Raw genomic sequence first — 14,219 nt, 5'->3', positions numbered from 1 at the left:
TATTTGCTCTCATTCTCCAAATCGGCCTAGAAGAGACCGATGGCGACCCCGACAAAGGCCACTACCAGTAACCCCAGCATTGCCTTGACCGGCGAGACATTGCGTCTGGCCATCAGATACCAGGTGCCCAGCACCACCAGCAGTGGCATCAGTTTGGGGAAGATGCCATCCAACATGGCCTGTACCTGAATATTGACCCCGTCCGAGGTAACAAAATCGAGCCCGGTGGAGAGGTTGACATAACTGGCGGCCACCCCGCCCATCACAAAGACCCCGAGCAGGGAGAGCGCCTCGCGCAGTTTGACCGACTCCGAACTCACCAGCGCCTCCACCGAGCCGGTTCCCATCCGGTAGCCCTTCATAAACAGCATGTAGGAGCCGGTGATGACGATGGCGTTGAAGCTGATGATATAAAAGAGCGGCCCCAACACGCTGCCGCCGGCGGCCAGCGCCATGCCGATGCTGAGCAAAATGGGCACCAGCATGCCCGGGATCATGGAGTCCCCGATCCCGGCGATGGGCCCCATCAGCCCCACTTTCAGGGTGTTGATGGTCTCGCCATCGATCTTCTCTCCGTTAGCCCGCTTCTCCTCAAGTCCCACCGCCAGCCCGTTGATGATGGCGCCAATCTGGGGCTCAGTGTTGTAGAAGGAGGCATGGCGTTTCATCGCCTCCATCCTCTCCACCTTGCCGGGATAGAGCTTCTTGAGTGCCGGCATCATGCCAAGGCAGAAACCGAACGATTCGAGGCGCTCGAAGCTCATGGAGGATAGGTTGTACATCATCCACGAACGCCAGCAGGCACGCAGATCCTTGGGAGTGAGAGCCACCGGCGCATTGTTCACCGGCTGGCCCGCTTGCAGCTTTGCGTCCATCAGAATTCATCCTCATCATCGGTTTGGGTGGCAGCACGGGCAGCTACTGCAGGGCGAGATTCCGGCTTGTAGTTGTAGTGGATGAGCGCAAGCAGGGCACCGATCATCACCAGCCCTACCATGTTGAGCTTGAGAAAAACGATGCCGACAAAGCCCACCAGAAAATAGATCAGCATGCTGCTCTGCTTGATGATCTGCTTGAGCAGGATGGCAATGCCGACCGCCGGCAGAATGCCGCCCACCACCGTCATGGTGCGGATCACAAGCTCAGGCAGGCTGTTCATGAAGCCTTCGATGTACTGGTTGCCAAAATAGACGGCGATAAAGGTGGGCACGAAACGCAGTACGAAGTTGCTGACCTGCGGGAAGATCGCGCTGTTGAGATAAACCCCCTTTTCATCCCCCTGCTCCAGCGCCACGTCGGCTCTGTGGTTCCAGTAGGAGTTGAAGACCATCATGAAGTTGAAGAGGATGGTACCGGCAATGCCGATGGTGGCGGCAATGGCCACGGCAACTGACGGTTCCTTGCCCGACATGACGCCGAGGGCGATGGCCGGAAAGGCGACGAAGTTGAGATCCGCCGGCATGGAACCGCCCGGCGTCACCATGGCGATATAGACCGCCTGCACCGCCACCCCGATAAGGATCCCGGTCTGGATATCACCGAGAATCGCCCCTACCAGCATGCCCGAAACCAGCGGGCGGGTAATGGTGTACCAGCCCCCGGTCAATCCCAGCAGCCAGGGGCTGCTGAGGGCACCGAGATAACAGAGTATCCCGATGAGAGTTGCTTCCAGAAACATGATGTCGGCTCCCTATTTCAGCTTTTTCTGGGCATCTGCCCAGTTGTAGTGGCTGGCGTCCGGCACCAGCCGAAAGTCAATCTCGTGGCCAAGGCTGGCAAGATAGTCAAAAGCGGCGATCTCCTGCGCCGTCACCGACTGGTTGGGGCCTATGGTGGTGGTCTGCTCGCGGGCACTCATGGGCCCCACGTTGATCTTGCCGTTGTGGTTCTCAAGAGAGATGCCGGCGGCGCAGAGCCGCTGCAGGGTGACCGGCGACTTGCCAATCACGAAGTAGCGCTTGTCACTGGCGATCACCTTGGGCAGCTTGGCAATGGCCGTCGCCACGTCGAACAGCCACACCTTGGTGTCCGGCACAGCGCCGATCATCACCTGGGAGAGCAACGGATCGGCCGCCACCTCGTCATCAATCGCGACAATGCCGTCGCAGGGCAGCTCTCTGGCCCAGCGCGTCACCAGCTGGCCATGGATCACCCGATCGTCAATGCGTACAAATGAAATCGCCATCTCGCTCTCCTAGAAGTTGTCATCTTGCTGGTGTGCCGCCGGGGCCGCGATCACCATGGATTCCAGTGCCTGGGCCAGCAACTGGCGGGCAGCCTCGTGCACATCGGTTGCCGCCAGCCAGTCGGCACTCATCAGCAGCATGGGAAAGTTCACCCCGGTCACCACGGCTACCGGCTGCGGCCATTCGGGGTCAAACGCAAAGCGGCATGCCACGTTGTAGGGTGTGCCACACTCCATGTCGCACAGCACCAGCACCCCGTCAGCCCCCGCGCCATGACGGCGCAGGGTCTGTTCAAACTCGGTGCGAAACGCCGCTATTCCCCCCTCTTCGGTAAGAGAGACTGTGGCTACGGCGGGCAGCTCGCCGTAGACCATGCTGGCGCTGGCCAGCAGGGCCGGCGCCAGTGAACCATGGGTTGCGATAAGGATCCTCAGCATCTTGGTTACCCCCTCACATAGGCTTTGATGGTGGCGATGGTCGCCCCTTCACTCTCGCCACTCGGACGGATGCGATAGCGCCCTACCGACGCCGGTACGATAAAGGTCTCGGCGTAGTGCACCACAAACGGCGCGAACGCATTGTCGGGACTCTCCACCGTTGCCTCTCGTCCCTCAATCAGATTGAGCACCTGCACCGTACCGCCGGTGTCGTGCTCGACCGGCACACTGAACCAGTGGCGACGGGTCTCGATAAATTCCCGCTCATGCAGTCCGGTACGCTCCTCGCGCCAGCCCGGCCCTTCGGCGACGAGCTCGATGCGATTGACCAGATGCTCGCGGGTCCAGTCGGTGTCGCGCTCCCACTGGATCACCTTGCTGCCATGCTCCAGATGGATGGGGCGCGGGATGCCGTCGAGCCCGACCCGACCCCAGTCCCACAGCTTGAAGGTGAAGATGTAGGGGGTTGCGCTGATCTCGAGCACCATGGCCCCCTCTCCCGAACAGTGGACGGTTCCGGCCGGGATCAGGAAGTGATCGTGCTTGCGGGCCGGGAAGCGGTTGATGAAACGCTCGTCGTCGAAGGGCTTCTCGCCGCGCTGGGCGGCAGCCAGCTCTGCCAGCATCTCCTGCGGGTCGATACCGTTGCGCGTGCCGAGGTAGACGCAGGAGTCCGGCTTGGCATCGAGCATGTAGTAGCTCTCGTCCTGGGTGTAGTGCATGCCGAACTCCTGCTGGATGTATTCGGTCAGCGGATGCACCTGCAGACTAAGCGGCTGCCCCCCCACCGTATCGAGAAAATCGAACCGGATCGGGAACTCGGCGCCAAAGCGGGCGTGTACCCGCACCCCAAGCAAGGCGCTGGGCTGGCACAGCACCAGGTTTTGCGACGGGATCTCCACCCTCACCTCGCCAAAGCGCAGATAGAGGCTGTTCTCCTCGGGTACGCAGTCAAAGCACCAGGCATAGTTGGGTTGGGCCGGGTCCAGATCACACACCTGCTTCATCCACTGCCCACCCCAGACCCCCGGGTCGAAGAAGGGCACCACCCGGAACGGCTGGCGCGCAGCCTGATGCAACCCTTGTTGCAGTGCCGCCCCCGTTACCATGGTCGGCTTGCCCCTGGTGTTGGTGTCGAGCAGAAAATCGATGGTGGGCAGCTGGGCCAATTTATGGCGGTCAAACACCCGCCATTCGATGAAGAAGGCACGCTTGTAGCGGCGCAATATGTCCTCTTCGGTGTTATCTGCACCCCAGTTACCAATCTCTTTACGACGCAGACGCTGCTGGATCTCCCAGCGGGCAAGATCGGCATAGACCCGCACATCCCCTTGCACCACCAGCGAAGCGCCGCTGCCCATCACCACCACCAGACCTTCGGCCATCTCTGCGACCTGCTGTTGCAGGCGCGCCAAGGCAACCGGGTCAAAAAACTCCACCATCTTGTGGGGTGCCAGCACGCCAAACACCCTGTCATCGGTGATGAAGCGATCCAGCATCGCCAGCACTTTGGGTTCGGGCAGGCGCGCCTGTTCCACATCGATGAGCGTGTGAGGCTCGAATCTGGCCAGCAGTTGGGTGCGCAGCTCACCCTGATCCACGCCGTGATAGCAGTCGATCACCAGCACCACTTTCGCCCTCTCCTGCCCGTTCACTTTGGCCTTCAGCTGATGGGCAATCGCGTCCCATCCCGCACAGGCGGCCCGCTCATATCCAACAACGGTCACTTCTGGATATTTGTCGTAGTTGGAAACGTAACTCGAATGAATCATTGGCTTGCTCTCTCGTTGACACCTACGACAGAGATAAATCGATTAACCCGTTAACCACAACCTGATAAACACGATTAACCTCAAACATTGGGATATATCATCGGTATTGGCGGTGAAATTCGTGATCAATCGCTCACTTGCAACCTTCTGTCATCCGAAATAAAGGTTAATCGATATATCTTGATGACACGACCATGACTGGACCCACACCATGAGCAATGTGACTGTTGCCGATATTGCCCGCCATCTGGGCGTTTCCACCGCCACCGTCTCCATGACCCTGCGCAACAAGGGACGCATCTCCGACCACACCCGCCAGCGGGTACTCAAAGCCATCGACGAGCTCGGCTATGTCTACAACCAGACTGCCGCCAACCTGCGCAACAAGAGCAGCAATCAGGTCGGTTTGCTGCTGCACGACATTACCAACCCCTTCTATGCAGAGATGACGGCGGGACTGAGCCGGGAGATGGAGCATCACGATCTGATGCTGTTTCTCGCCAACAGCGAGGAGTCAGCGGCAAGGCAGCAGCAGTTTATGGACTCGCTGCAACGCAACAGCGCCGCCGGCATGGTGATCTGTGCTGCCCAGCCCACCCCCCACAGCTTTTTCGAGAGCCTGCAGCGGCGCCATATGCCTACCATTCTGGTGGTGCGACCGGTGCCGGATGTGGCGATCGACTTTGTCGGCACCGACAACTTTCTCGGTTGCCAGCTGGCGACCGAGCACCTGCTGAAACTCGGCCACCGTCATATCGCCTTTGTCGGGGGCTCCCCCACCTCCATCAGCCGCTCCCAGCGCCTCGGTGGCTACATGAGCAAGCTGCTCGAACACGGCATCTCGCCCAAACCGGAGTGGATCATCGGTTGCGGCGCCAGCCGGGTAGAGGGCACCCGCGCCATGACGGCGCTGCTGGAGCTGCACCCCGAGGTGACGGCGGCGGTCTGCTATCAGGATGTGGTGGCGCTCGGCGCCATGCTGGCGCTGCGCAAGCAGGGGCGCCTCATCGGCCAGAACTTTGCACTGGTGGGTTTTGACGATCTGCCGGAAACCGCGCTGGTCGAACCGGCGCTCACCACCGTCTCGGTGGCTGCGCGGGAGATCGGCCGCAAGGCAGGCGAGCTGCTGCTTGAGAGGATGGCCGGCAACGACGAGCCGGCCAAGAGCATCATTCTGCCCCCTACTCTGGTGGTACGCCAATCTTGCGGCAGCCCCTAGCGGGCCGCCGCCAGCTCCGATTTACATGCCTTGCTGATCGCTGGTCACGAGGCGGGGCGTGCCATCTTCTCCGGCCAGCACCCGAACGGCAAAGCCGCGTGCGCCCATCGCTTTGTAGTCGTGACCTGCGACAGCAGGCCAGACCGCCAGCGCCGAGAGCTGCGTCTCGCCGGTGTTGACGAGTCGATGGGCCACATGGCCAGGGATATGGTGAACGCTGCCGGCAAAGACCTGCTCCAGCCGGCAGACACCGGCCATATCCTGCAGCAGCAACAACCCCTGCCCGCACAACCCGAAGTAGTATTCCGCCTGCTCGGCCCGAGCATGGATATGACCGCGGGTCATGAAAAACTCCTGCCCGACCTGACCAGCCTCCAGATAGGTCACCCCCATGTTGAGATCCCCCTCGCCACCATTGCCGGGCAGCATGGCGACCCGATAGAGCGGGGTCTCGGGCGAGAGCGCGGCCTCGGCGTGCGGGTCGGCAAAAAGCCCCTGCAAGTCAGCCAGGGTGGTGTTCTTCTCAACCAGTTCGGCGCCACCGAGCTTGCCGGTCGCAAAATTGAGCATGGGGGGGATCATGGGTGTCATCATCTGCTCCTGGGTATCGGGTTATCAGCGGGCGCAGAGGCGCCCCAAGCACCTCACGCTAGAGGGTTAATCCATTAACCACAAGCAAAACAACGCCTGCATTTTTCCCTGTATCCGGCAATAAAAAAGCGGCCCGCAGGCCGCTCTTGGTTATGACGTGTTGTCGGGTGGCAAGGCTTATGCGGTGGCCAGTTTGGCCTGCTCTTCGCCGCGTTTGAGCATGGCGTAGGAGACACCGGTCAGCAGCGAGCCTGCGGCAATCGCCACGATATACATCATGACGTTGCTGATGGCGTGCGGGATAAAGAGCACGAACAGACCGCCGTGGGGGGCCATCAGCTCACAGCCGAACAGCATGGAGAGCGCACCGGTCAGGGCGCCGCCGACCATGCAGGCCGGGATAACGCGCATCGGATCCTTGGCGGCAAACGGGATGGCACCCTCGGAGATAAAGCACAGACCCAGCACGAAGGAAGCCTTGCCCGCTTCCTGCTCCGCCTTGATGAACTTGGTACGGGCCAGGAAGGTGGCGATCCCCATGCCCAGTGCCGGCACCATACCAGCGGCCATCACGGCAGCCATGGGGGCGTAAGTTTTGGAGGCCAGCAGGCCGACACCGAAGGCGTAGGCCGCCTTGTTGACCGGGCCGCCCATGTCGAAGCACATCATGGCACCGATGATGACACCCAGCAGCACCGCGTTGGCAGAGCCCATGTTGTTGAGGAAGGTGGTCATGGCATTCATGATGCCGGCCACCGGGCCACCCACCACGTAGATCATCACCAGACCGGTAAAGAGGCTGGCAAAGAGCGGAATGATCAGGATGGGCTTGAGCGCTTCAAGGGTCACCGGCAGGCGCACCTTGTCGCTCAGGTACTTGGCGCTGTAACCGGCCAAGAAACCGGCCACGATGCCGCCGAGGAAACCGGCACCCAGCGAGCTTGCCAGCATACCGCCGATCATGCCGGGGGCGAGACCCGGGCGGTCAGCGATGGAGTAGGCAATGTAGCCGGCCAGCACCGGGATCATCAGGGCAAAGGCAGAGCCACCACCGATCTTCATCAGAGCGGCGGCCAGAGTGCCTTCCACCTTGAACGCCTCGATACCGAACACAAACGAGAGCGCGATGATAAGACCGCCCGCCACCACCATGGGCAGCATGAAGGAGACGCCGGTCAGCAGGTGCTTGTAGGGGCCTGCTTTTTCCTCTTTCTTGGGTTGGCTGACGCCGCTGTGGCGATAGGTTTTCGCCTCGTTCCACGCCTTGTCGAGCTCGACACGGGTTTTCTTGAGCGCCGCGCCTGTACTGGTGCGATAGACCGGCTTGCCGTCGAAACGGGCCATGTCCACCTCGATATCGGTGGCGAGGAACACCAGATCGGCGGATGCAATCTCCTCGGCGGTCAGGGCGTTCTGGGCACCGACCGAGCCTTGAGTCTCGACGCGGATCTGATGACCCAGCTGTTTGGCCATGGTCTCCAGCGCTTCTGCCGACATAAAGGTGTGGGCCACCCCGGTCGGGCAGGCAGTCACCGCCACGATGCGCTTGCCAGCGGCGGCCGGTTTGGCGGCAGCATTGGCAACGGCGGAGGCGGCTTGATGGCGATAGACACTGGCGCCGCTGGTTGCTGCCTCCAGCAAGGCGGCCGGATCCTGCAGGGCGAGATCCATGCTGCCCTGATAGACCCGCTTGCCATCATAGGCGGCGAGATCCACCGGAGCGCTGGCGACGACCAGCACCAGGTCGGCCGCAGCAATCTGCTCTTTTGAGGGGATCTGGCGCGGTTGCACGCTGGAGCCGACGTCGAGGGTGAGCTCCCAGCCAGCCAGTTTGGCCTGCTGTTCTATCCGTTTTGCAGCGAGAAAGCTGGTGGCAATGCCCGCCGGGCAAGCCGTAACCAAGATTGCTTTCATTGGGCATCTCCTGAGTTTTCCATTGAGGGGGTATGGCATTGAACCGGTGCCAGCGCATCCAGACGCTCTACGCGCACCTGTTCAAGCAAGGGGTTGAGCACATTGATATCGTCAAAGCCGACCGCGACCTGACTGACCGCCAAGGCCGAGACGGCGGTGGCCAGCCGCAGGGTCTGCTCCGGCACCCAGCCAAGGCTGAGGCCATGGGCGAGACCAGCCACCAGAGAATCGCCAGCACCCACGGTGCTGACCACCTGCATCCGCGGCGGAATGGCCTGCCAGACGGCATCCGGGGCAAACCAGATGAGGCCATCGGCACCGTTGGAGATCACCACGTTGGGGATCCCGCTGGCTTGAAGCGCGCGGGCACACTCGGCCTGCTCGCTCAGCGTCTTGACGGGGCGGCCCGCCCACTGGCTCAGCTCCTCCAGATTGGGTTTGACCAGGGTCGGCGCCGCCTTGATCCCTTCGCTTAGCGCCGCACCGCTGCAATCGAAGATCACCTGCTTGCCCTTGGCTTTCAGCAGGCGAATCAGATGGGCGCAGTAATCGGGGGCCACCCCTTTGGGCAAGCTGCCCGCCAGCACAAACCAGTCGGCGTGAGGGGCCAATTGGTCGATGGCCAGCTCCAGCGCACTCACTTCCCCCTGCTGGATGGTGAGCCCCGGCAGGTTGAGATCGGTGACCCGACCGGATTGCTCGGAAATCTTGACGTTGATGCGGGTGCTGCCCGCGACACGGACAAAGTGATCACCCAGTGCCCGCTCTGCAAACAGGGAGACAAAGCTCTGTTCATTGTCAGCGCCCAGCCAGCCGGTGACGCCTACCTCGCGGCCCAAATCCTTGAGCACCATGGCGACGTTGATCCCCTTGCCCGCCGCACGCAGGTTGGCCTCGCTCACCAGATTGACCTCGCCAAGGCTCATCGCGTCCAAACGAGTGGTGAGATCCAGGGCGGGGTTGAGGGTAATGGTGACAATCTTCATCAATGCGCCCCCTCGCCCAGACCAGCGGCGATCGCCTCACCGATCCCCTTGAGGGCCGCTTCGGCATCTGCCCCTTCGGCGCGAAATGCCAGACGGTGCCCGCACTTGACGCCAAGGCCGATCACCTTCATCAGGCTCTTGGCGGAGACTGCCTCGCCGCTGCCATCCAGATTGGCAACCCGTATATCTGATTCAAACTCTTTGGCCACCTTGACCAGCATGGCACCGGGACGGGCATGCAGGCCGTGGGGGTTGATGATGGTGAAGGTTTCGGAAAGACCGCTCGCTGGCCCTGCCTGCAACATAGCCAGCCCCTCGCCGCCCGCCAGCGTCGCCAGCTGACCAGCGGCCGCCAGTTTGGCCAGATTCTCCAGTTGCGGCAGATGGCCGCTATCTGCGGCGCACAGCAGCAGCATGGCGCTGACCGGCAGATCCCCTGCGCGAAGTTCGCTGCTCGGGGTGGCCAGCACCCAGCCGGTCTGGGCCGATGCTGTTTGCTGAACATTGGCGCGGGCCAGCCAGATGCCCTCGCCCAGATAGGCCGGTTCGCTTGCCAGCAGCGCGCTTACCATGGCGGCATCGCCCCAACCGGCGGACTTGGCGCGGGCAGCGGCGCCCAGCAGCAGCTGGTCACGATCATCGGCCGGGAAGTAGGCCAGGGTCAGGTATTGCACCTCTTTGGCGGCAGTGGCGCCGGTCAGGATATTGATGATGGTGTCGGCATCGGTGGCCTCTTTGAGCTGGGCTGCCGCCTGCTCATCACCCAGCACATGGGTGAGCTGGCGCAAAATGCCCAGATGCTCGTCTGATTTGGCGGCGATACCGATGGCGACATAGGCGATCTGCCCCTCGTCCCACTCGATGCCATTGGGGAACTGAGCCACCATGACGCCGGTGCTCTTCACCAGATGACGGGTGTCGGTGGTACCGTGAGGAATGGCGATGCCGCTGCCAAGGTAGGTGGCATGCTGCGCTTCACGGGCCAGCATGCCATCGACATAGCCCGCCTCCACCAGACCGGCCTCGGTCAGTTTGCCTGCCAACAGGGCAATCGCCTCGGCCTTGGTCGCCACCGACTGCCCCAGCAAGATCTGCTCTCGCACCAACTTCAACATAGCCACTCTCCATCAGATCCCGGCATCGCCGGGTCAACACAATTGAACATTCGGTTTGCCTGCCAGCTGACGATAGTCGGGATACCTCGAAATGTGATCCTGACCGGGTTTTATCACCCAGCTCTGCATCTCTGCGAAGCGGTGCTGCTGACAAGCTGAATCGTTTCACTTACACTCAGACTGAATCGTTTCAGCGAATTGATCAAGTACCCACAAAGAGCGGTTTTCAATGATATGATCCCGCGCACACTTTTCGGTGCCCTTACCAGGCAGTGCCCGTGGGCCTAGCAACTCAAACAGAGCCAATATGATGAAACTGGATGAAATCGCCGCCCTCGCCGGTGTCTCGCGCACCACAGCCAGCTATGTGATCAACGGCAAGGCCGACCAATACCGCATCAGTCAGGCCACCCGCGACAAGGTAATGGCCGTCGTCACCGCCCACAACTACCAACCGGACAGCCGCGCCGCCTCCCTGCGCGGCGGCCAGACCAAAACCCTCGGCTTTATCCTGCCCGACCTTGAGAACGCCAGTTACGCCAAGCTGGCCAAACGGCTGGAACAGGGGGCGCGGGCGCAGGGCTATCAGCTGCTCATCGTCTGCTCGGAAGATGATCCTGCCACCGAAAAAGAGCTGGCCCAGATGCTGGTGAGCCGCCATGTGGATGCCCTGCTGGTAGCCAGCTGCCTGCCGCCGGACGATCCCTTCTATGGCAACCAGCAGGCACAAGGTGTGCAGATCCTCGCCATCGACCGGAGCATGGCGGCCGATCGCTTCGTCACCGTCGCCAGTGAAAATGAGAAGGCAAGCTTTGACCTCACCGCCTCCCTGCTCACCCCGGCCATTCGCCATATCGCCTTGATCACTGCACTGCCTGCACTCACGATCAGTCAGGAGCGAAAAGCGGGCTTCGAGCAGGCCATCGCCAGCCACAGTGCTACCTGCCACCTCTGTGAAGGGGCCCACTTCTCGCGCACCGAGGGGTATCGCCTGATCAAACTTCTGCACCAGCAGCTGGGCCAGTTGCCCGAGGCGCTGATCACCACCTCCTATATCCTGATGGAGGGGGTACTGGACTACCTGCTGGAACAAGAGACCGATATGAGCCAGCTTGCCATGGCCACCTTTGGCGACGATCGGCTGCTCGACTTCCTCCCCTTTGGCATCAACTCCCTGCCCCAGCAGCACGACGCGCTGGCGAGCCAAGCGCTGGAGCTGGCACTCAAGGCGGTCAATGGCGACTACCAGAGCGGGCTGCACTATGTGAGCCGTACCCTCAAGCGCCGTCGCTAAGCCGCCTGCGGCAACCGCTCACAACCACACAGGCTGCCTGCAAAAACTGCCGGAATGGGCAGCCTGTGCGGCTTTTCTTCTCCACGCCCACCTTTGCACGCGTCTGTTTGGCCATCGGAAGATCGGCCAACCGGCCGACAGGGCTTGCAACCCCTGCTCAGGGCCCGTTTATCGCCTCATCGGCTCGCTATAAATTGAATTTATGGCTTTTGGCCATATGACCCTATTTTTACTTATACCGAACCATTCGGGCCGCTAGCGCCCCCTTTTGCCCTCTGCCGCCCCTTCCCAGCGCCTGTAGCAACCCCCTCCGATCCCGAGGGCCGGTTGAAGCGGATTGGCATCAATACCTCAAGGCGCACATTTTTTCGGCGCATAGCGCTGAGTGTAATTTTTTATTTCCACTTAATTGCCTTCCACAGCACAAAATCCGCTTTTTAGGGGTTGTCTCCGCTATTTCGATCCGTTAACGTGGCAACCATCTTTTACAACCGACAGGTTTCAGGTACAGATGTTTCCACGCCGATATTGCTAGCCTCCGGCTTTTCCCCCGGAGGCGCCTCCCGACACAGCCAACTGGCTCTCTCTTGTTTGCAACATCTCCGCTCACTTTCGGATGGATAACATGAACACCAAGACTCTGGGTTGTACCCTGTTGATTGCCGGCACCACCATAGGCGCCGGTATGCTGGCCCTGCCGCTGGCTTCCTCGTCCCTCGGTGGCCCCGCCACCCTGCTGCTGATGATTGGCCTGTGGGCCCTGATGGCCTTTACCGCCATGCTGCAGGTGGAGGCCAGCCTCAATACCGGCAAGTGGTACCTGCACCAGCTGGCGGATCACCTGCTCGGCCCCTGGGGCAAGCGCATCGCCTCCTTCTGTATCCTGATGCTGTTCTACGCCCTCGCTTCCGCCTACATCAGCGGCGGCAGCAGCCTGCTGGCACAGGCGCTGGCCGATGCCGGCATCACCCTGAGCCAGGAGCAGGCCGCCTGGGCCTTTACCCTGCTGTTTGGCGGCATGGTCTGTGTCGGCACCCGCTCGGTGGATTACCTCAACCGGCTGATGTTCACCGTCAAGCTGGTGATCATGGTGGGCGTGCTGGCGTTGCTGCTGCCGCGCGCCCAGGGCGAACACCTGCTCGCCATGCCGCTCGGGGAAGGGCTGCTGCTGGCGGGCCTGCCGGTGATCTTCACCTCGTTCGGCTTTCACGGCTCGATCCCGAGCGTGATGCTCTACCTCGGCGATTGCCCCAAGCAGCTGCGCCGGGTCTTTGTCTGGGGCTCCGCCCTGCCGCTGATCCTCTACGTACTGTGGCAGGTGGCCATTCTGGGGCTGCTTGGCCAATCCTCCCTGCTGGCCAATGGCGGCGCGCTCGACAGCCTGCTCGCCAGCGTCGGCAAGCTGGTGAGCTGGCCCGCCTTCAATCAGGCGATGCACCTGTTCGCCGATCTGGCGCTCGCCACCTCCTTCCTCGGGGTGACGCTGGGGCTATTCGACTTTATGGCCAAGGTGACCCGCCGCAAGGATAACTGGCAGGGCCGCAGCCAGACCGGCCTTATCACCTTTGTGCCGCCGCTGCTGTTTGCCCTCTACTTCCCGCAGGGCTTTATCATGGCCCTCGGCTACGCCGCCATTGCGCTGGCCATCCTCGCGGTACTGCTGCCGGTAGCGCTGGTGTGGCAGAGCCGCAAGCAGGCCCCCGCCCACCACTACCGCGCCCCGGGTGGCGTAGTGGCGCTGGGAGTGGCCGGCGCCATGGGTGTGCTTATCGTTGGCGTCCAGATCAGCGTCAGCATGGGGCTGCTGCCCGCGCTGTAATCCCCGATACTGAATGCCCCAAATAACAAAGCCCCGCCAATCTGATTGGCGGGGCTTTGTTTTATCACCACGACACATACCCCATTCCCGCCTCGCACCTGCGGGATGGAGAACCTTTCAACTACGCTTTTTCCATACGCAATTGAGTGGGGAGCAAGGTATGAAGTGGGCTGGCTGGTGGCTGCTGTTTTGTCTGAACCCGATTGCCCAGGGTGCGCCCCTGTCGCTGGCGGCGCCCGTGGAATATATCCCCCTGCTGCGCCCCTTCTATGAGGAGTGGTTTGGCAAGGCCAGGGTCGATTTCACCTTTATCCCCTGCACCAGCGCCCGCTGCAAAAAGCTGCTTGATTCCGATAGCACCATCGATGGCGATATCGCCCGGATCAAGGGCTTTGAGCAGACCCACCCGCATATGATCCCGGTTGGCACGGCGATTGGCGAAGTGACCATCTATGCCCAGAGCAAGCAGGACACCAGCTGGCCCCCTGCCAGTCAGGAGCGGGTTGGCTGCCTGCGCGGCATTCAGTGGTGCAACCGCTATCTCGACAGTCGGCGCATCGTCTGGTTCAACGATGAGAAGCAGGGTCTCGCCCTGCTCCAGCGCGGCAGAACCGACTGGGTGATCCGGCTGCTGCCCACCAATCAATCCCCCCTTGCCGCGCCATGGAAACGGGTCTCCGATATCGAGGTCTATCTCTACCTCAAAAAGAGCCGCCAGGCCGATATTGCCGCCCTTGTCCAATCCCAGCAGCAGCTGATAGCGAGCGGCCGCTGGCAGCAAATGCAGGAGCGCTACTTCTCGGCCCTGCTGACCCCCGTCCGCTGATCAGGGCACAGCCGAACAAACCGCCGAAAACCGTGTTTTATACAATCTTTTTTGCCACTA

Annotated in this window: 13 protein-coding genes; 4 read left to right on the top strand and 9 right to left on the bottom strand. The window is 61.5% G+C overall.

The window, feature by feature from the left end; translation table 11 throughout:
* Positions 1-26: 26 nt before the first annotated feature.
* The 5 genes from I6L40_RS12375 to I6L40_RS12355 are packed head-to-tail and all read right to left on the bottom strand — an operon-like array spanning position 27 to position 4,395.
* Entirely contained in the window at positions 27-875 is an 849-nt protein-coding gene (locus tag I6L40_RS12375; RefSeq protein ID WP_043851918.1) for a PTS system mannose/fructose/sorbose family transporter subunit IID, read from the bottom strand.
* Complete coding sequence (locus tag I6L40_RS12370) at positions 875-1,678, bottom strand: PTS sugar transporter subunit IIC (protein WP_071910034.1); 804 nt, start codon at positions 1,676-1,678, stop codon at positions 875-877. The genes I6L40_RS12375 and I6L40_RS12370 overlap by 1 nt, the downstream gene beginning before the upstream one ends.
* A 12-nt stretch (positions 1,679-1,690) precedes the next feature.
* Positions 1,691-2,185 carry a PTS sugar transporter subunit IIB gene (locus I6L40_RS12365; RefSeq protein ID WP_071910032.1) on the bottom strand — a complete coding sequence of 165 codons (495 nt, stop codon included), beginning with the start codon at positions 2,183-2,185 and terminating at the stop codon, positions 1,691-1,693.
* 9 nt (positions 2,186-2,194) lie between these two features.
* Positions 2,195-2,623: a PTS sugar transporter subunit IIA gene (locus tag I6L40_RS12360; protein WP_071910030.1), complete on the bottom strand. Its 429-nt coding sequence runs from the start codon at positions 2,621-2,623 to the stop codon at positions 2,195-2,197.
* 5 nt (positions 2,624-2,628) lie between these two features.
* Positions 2,629-4,395, bottom strand: a complete 1,767-nt coding sequence (locus I6L40_RS12355) for a class I mannose-6-phosphate isomerase (RefSeq protein WP_071910028.1) — start codon at positions 4,393-4,395, stop codon at positions 2,629-2,631.
* 211 nt (positions 4,396-4,606) lie between these two features.
* Here I6L40_RS12355 and I6L40_RS12350 point away from each other — a divergent pair, with 211 nt between their 5' ends.
* Positions 4,607-5,614, top strand: a complete 1,008-nt coding sequence (locus tag I6L40_RS12350; RefSeq protein WP_071910026.1) for a LacI family DNA-binding transcriptional regulator — start codon at positions 4,607-4,609, stop codon at positions 5,612-5,614.
* A gap of 21 nt (positions 5,615-5,635) precedes the next feature.
* Here I6L40_RS12350 and I6L40_RS12345 read toward each other — a convergent pair whose 3' ends face one another.
* The 4 genes from I6L40_RS12345 to fruB all read right to left on the bottom strand — a co-directional run bounded on the left by I6L40_RS12345 (position 5,636) and on the right by fruB (position 10,220).
* Positions 5,636-6,205: a glucose-6-phosphate isomerase family protein gene (locus I6L40_RS12345; RefSeq protein ID WP_216994322.1), complete on the bottom strand. Its 570-nt coding sequence runs from the start codon at positions 6,203-6,205 to the stop codon at positions 5,636-5,638.
* A gap of 177 nt (positions 6,206-6,382) precedes the next feature.
* On the bottom strand, positions 6,383-8,119 hold the full coding sequence (gene fruA / locus I6L40_RS12340; protein WP_216994321.1) for a PTS fructose transporter subunit IIBC: 1,737 nt from the start codon (positions 8,117-8,119) through the stop codon (positions 6,383-6,385).
* Positions 8,116-9,105 (bottom strand): 1-phosphofructokinase, encoded by a 990-nt coding sequence (pfkB, locus tag I6L40_RS12335; RefSeq protein ID WP_216994320.1) that lies wholly within the window; start codon positions 9,103-9,105, stop codon positions 8,116-8,118. The genes fruA and pfkB overlap by 4 nt, the downstream gene beginning before the upstream one ends.
* Positions 9,105-10,220, bottom strand: coding sequence for a fused PTS fructose transporter subunit IIA/HPr protein (gene fruB, locus I6L40_RS12330; protein WP_216994319.1), 1,116 nt, complete (start codon positions 10,218-10,220; stop codon positions 9,105-9,107). Before fruB ends, pfkB begins: the two co-directional genes overlap by 1 nt.
* A 307-nt stretch (positions 10,221-10,527) precedes the next feature.
* On the opposite strand from fruB, the gene cra reads away from it, so the two are divergent.
* The 3 genes from cra (at position 10,528) to I6L40_RS12315 (ending at position 14,159) form a co-directional block, all read left to right on the top strand.
* Complete coding sequence (cra, locus tag I6L40_RS12325; protein ID WP_216994318.1) at positions 10,528-11,514, top strand: catabolite repressor/activator; 987 nt, start codon at positions 10,528-10,530, stop codon at positions 11,512-11,514.
* 625 nt (positions 11,515-12,139) lie between these two features.
* On the top strand, positions 12,140-13,333 hold the full coding sequence (locus I6L40_RS12320; protein WP_041207855.1) for an aromatic amino acid transport family protein: 1,194 nt from the start codon (positions 12,140-12,142) through the stop codon (positions 13,331-13,333).
* Positions 13,334-13,493: 160 nt separating this feature from the next.
* Positions 13,494-14,159: a hypothetical protein gene (locus I6L40_RS12315; RefSeq protein ID WP_216994317.1), complete on the top strand. Its 666-nt coding sequence runs from the start codon at positions 13,494-13,496 to the stop codon at positions 14,157-14,159.
* Positions 14,160-14,219: the final 60 nt, after the last annotated feature.

Source organism: Aeromonas sp. FDAARGOS 1410, assembly GCF_019048745.1.
Lineage (GTDB): Bacteria > Pseudomonadota > Gammaproteobacteria > Enterobacterales > Aeromonadaceae > Aeromonas > Aeromonas jandaei.
The sequence above is the reverse complement of the archived record's forward strand: the minus strand, read 5'-3'. Positions and strand labels throughout refer to the sequence as shown.

Coding starts and splice junctions, on each gene's coding strand:
- fruA (WP_216994321.1), bottom strand. CDS start 8,119: ATGAAAGCAATCTTGGTTACGGCTTGCCCGGCGGGCATTGCCACCAGC.
- pfkB (WP_216994320.1), bottom strand. CDS start 9,105: ATGAAGATTGTCACCATTACCCTCAACCCCGCCCTGGATCTCACCACT.
- I6L40_RS12320 (WP_041207855.1), top strand. CDS start 12,140: ATGAACACCAAGACTCTGGGTTGTACCCTGTTGATTGCCGGCACCACC.
- I6L40_RS12315 (WP_216994317.1), top strand. CDS start 13,494: ATGAAGTGGGCTGGCTGGTGGCTGCTGTTTTGTCTGAACCCGATTGCC.
- fruB (WP_216994319.1), bottom strand. CDS start 10,220: ATGTTGAAGTTGGTGCGAGAGCAGATCTTGCTGGGGCAGTCGGTGGCG.
- I6L40_RS12350 (WP_071910026.1), top strand. CDS start 4,607: ATGAGCAATGTGACTGTTGCCGATATTGCCCGCCATCTGGGCGTTTCC.
- I6L40_RS12370 (WP_071910034.1), bottom strand. CDS start 1,678: ATGTTTCTGGAAGCAACTCTCATCGGGATACTCTGTTATCTCGGTGCC.
- I6L40_RS12345 (WP_216994322.1), bottom strand. CDS start 6,205: ATGACACCCATGATCCCCCCCATGCTCAATTTTGCGACCGGCAAGCTC.
- cra (WP_216994318.1), top strand. CDS start 10,528: ATGATGAAACTGGATGAAATCGCCGCCCTCGCCGGTGTCTCGCGCACC.
- I6L40_RS12355 (WP_071910028.1), bottom strand. CDS start 4,395: ATGATTCATTCGAGTTACGTTTCCAACTACGACAAATATCCAGAAGTG.
- I6L40_RS12360 (WP_071910030.1), bottom strand. CDS start 2,623: ATGCTGAGGATCCTTATCGCAACCCATGGTTCACTGGCGCCGGCCCTG.
- I6L40_RS12375 (WP_043851918.1), bottom strand. CDS start 875: ATGGACGCAAAGCTGCAAGCGGGCCAGCCGGTGAACAATGCGCCGGTG.
- I6L40_RS12365 (WP_071910032.1), bottom strand. CDS start 2,185: ATGGCGATTTCATTTGTACGCATTGACGATCGGGTGATCCATGGCCAG.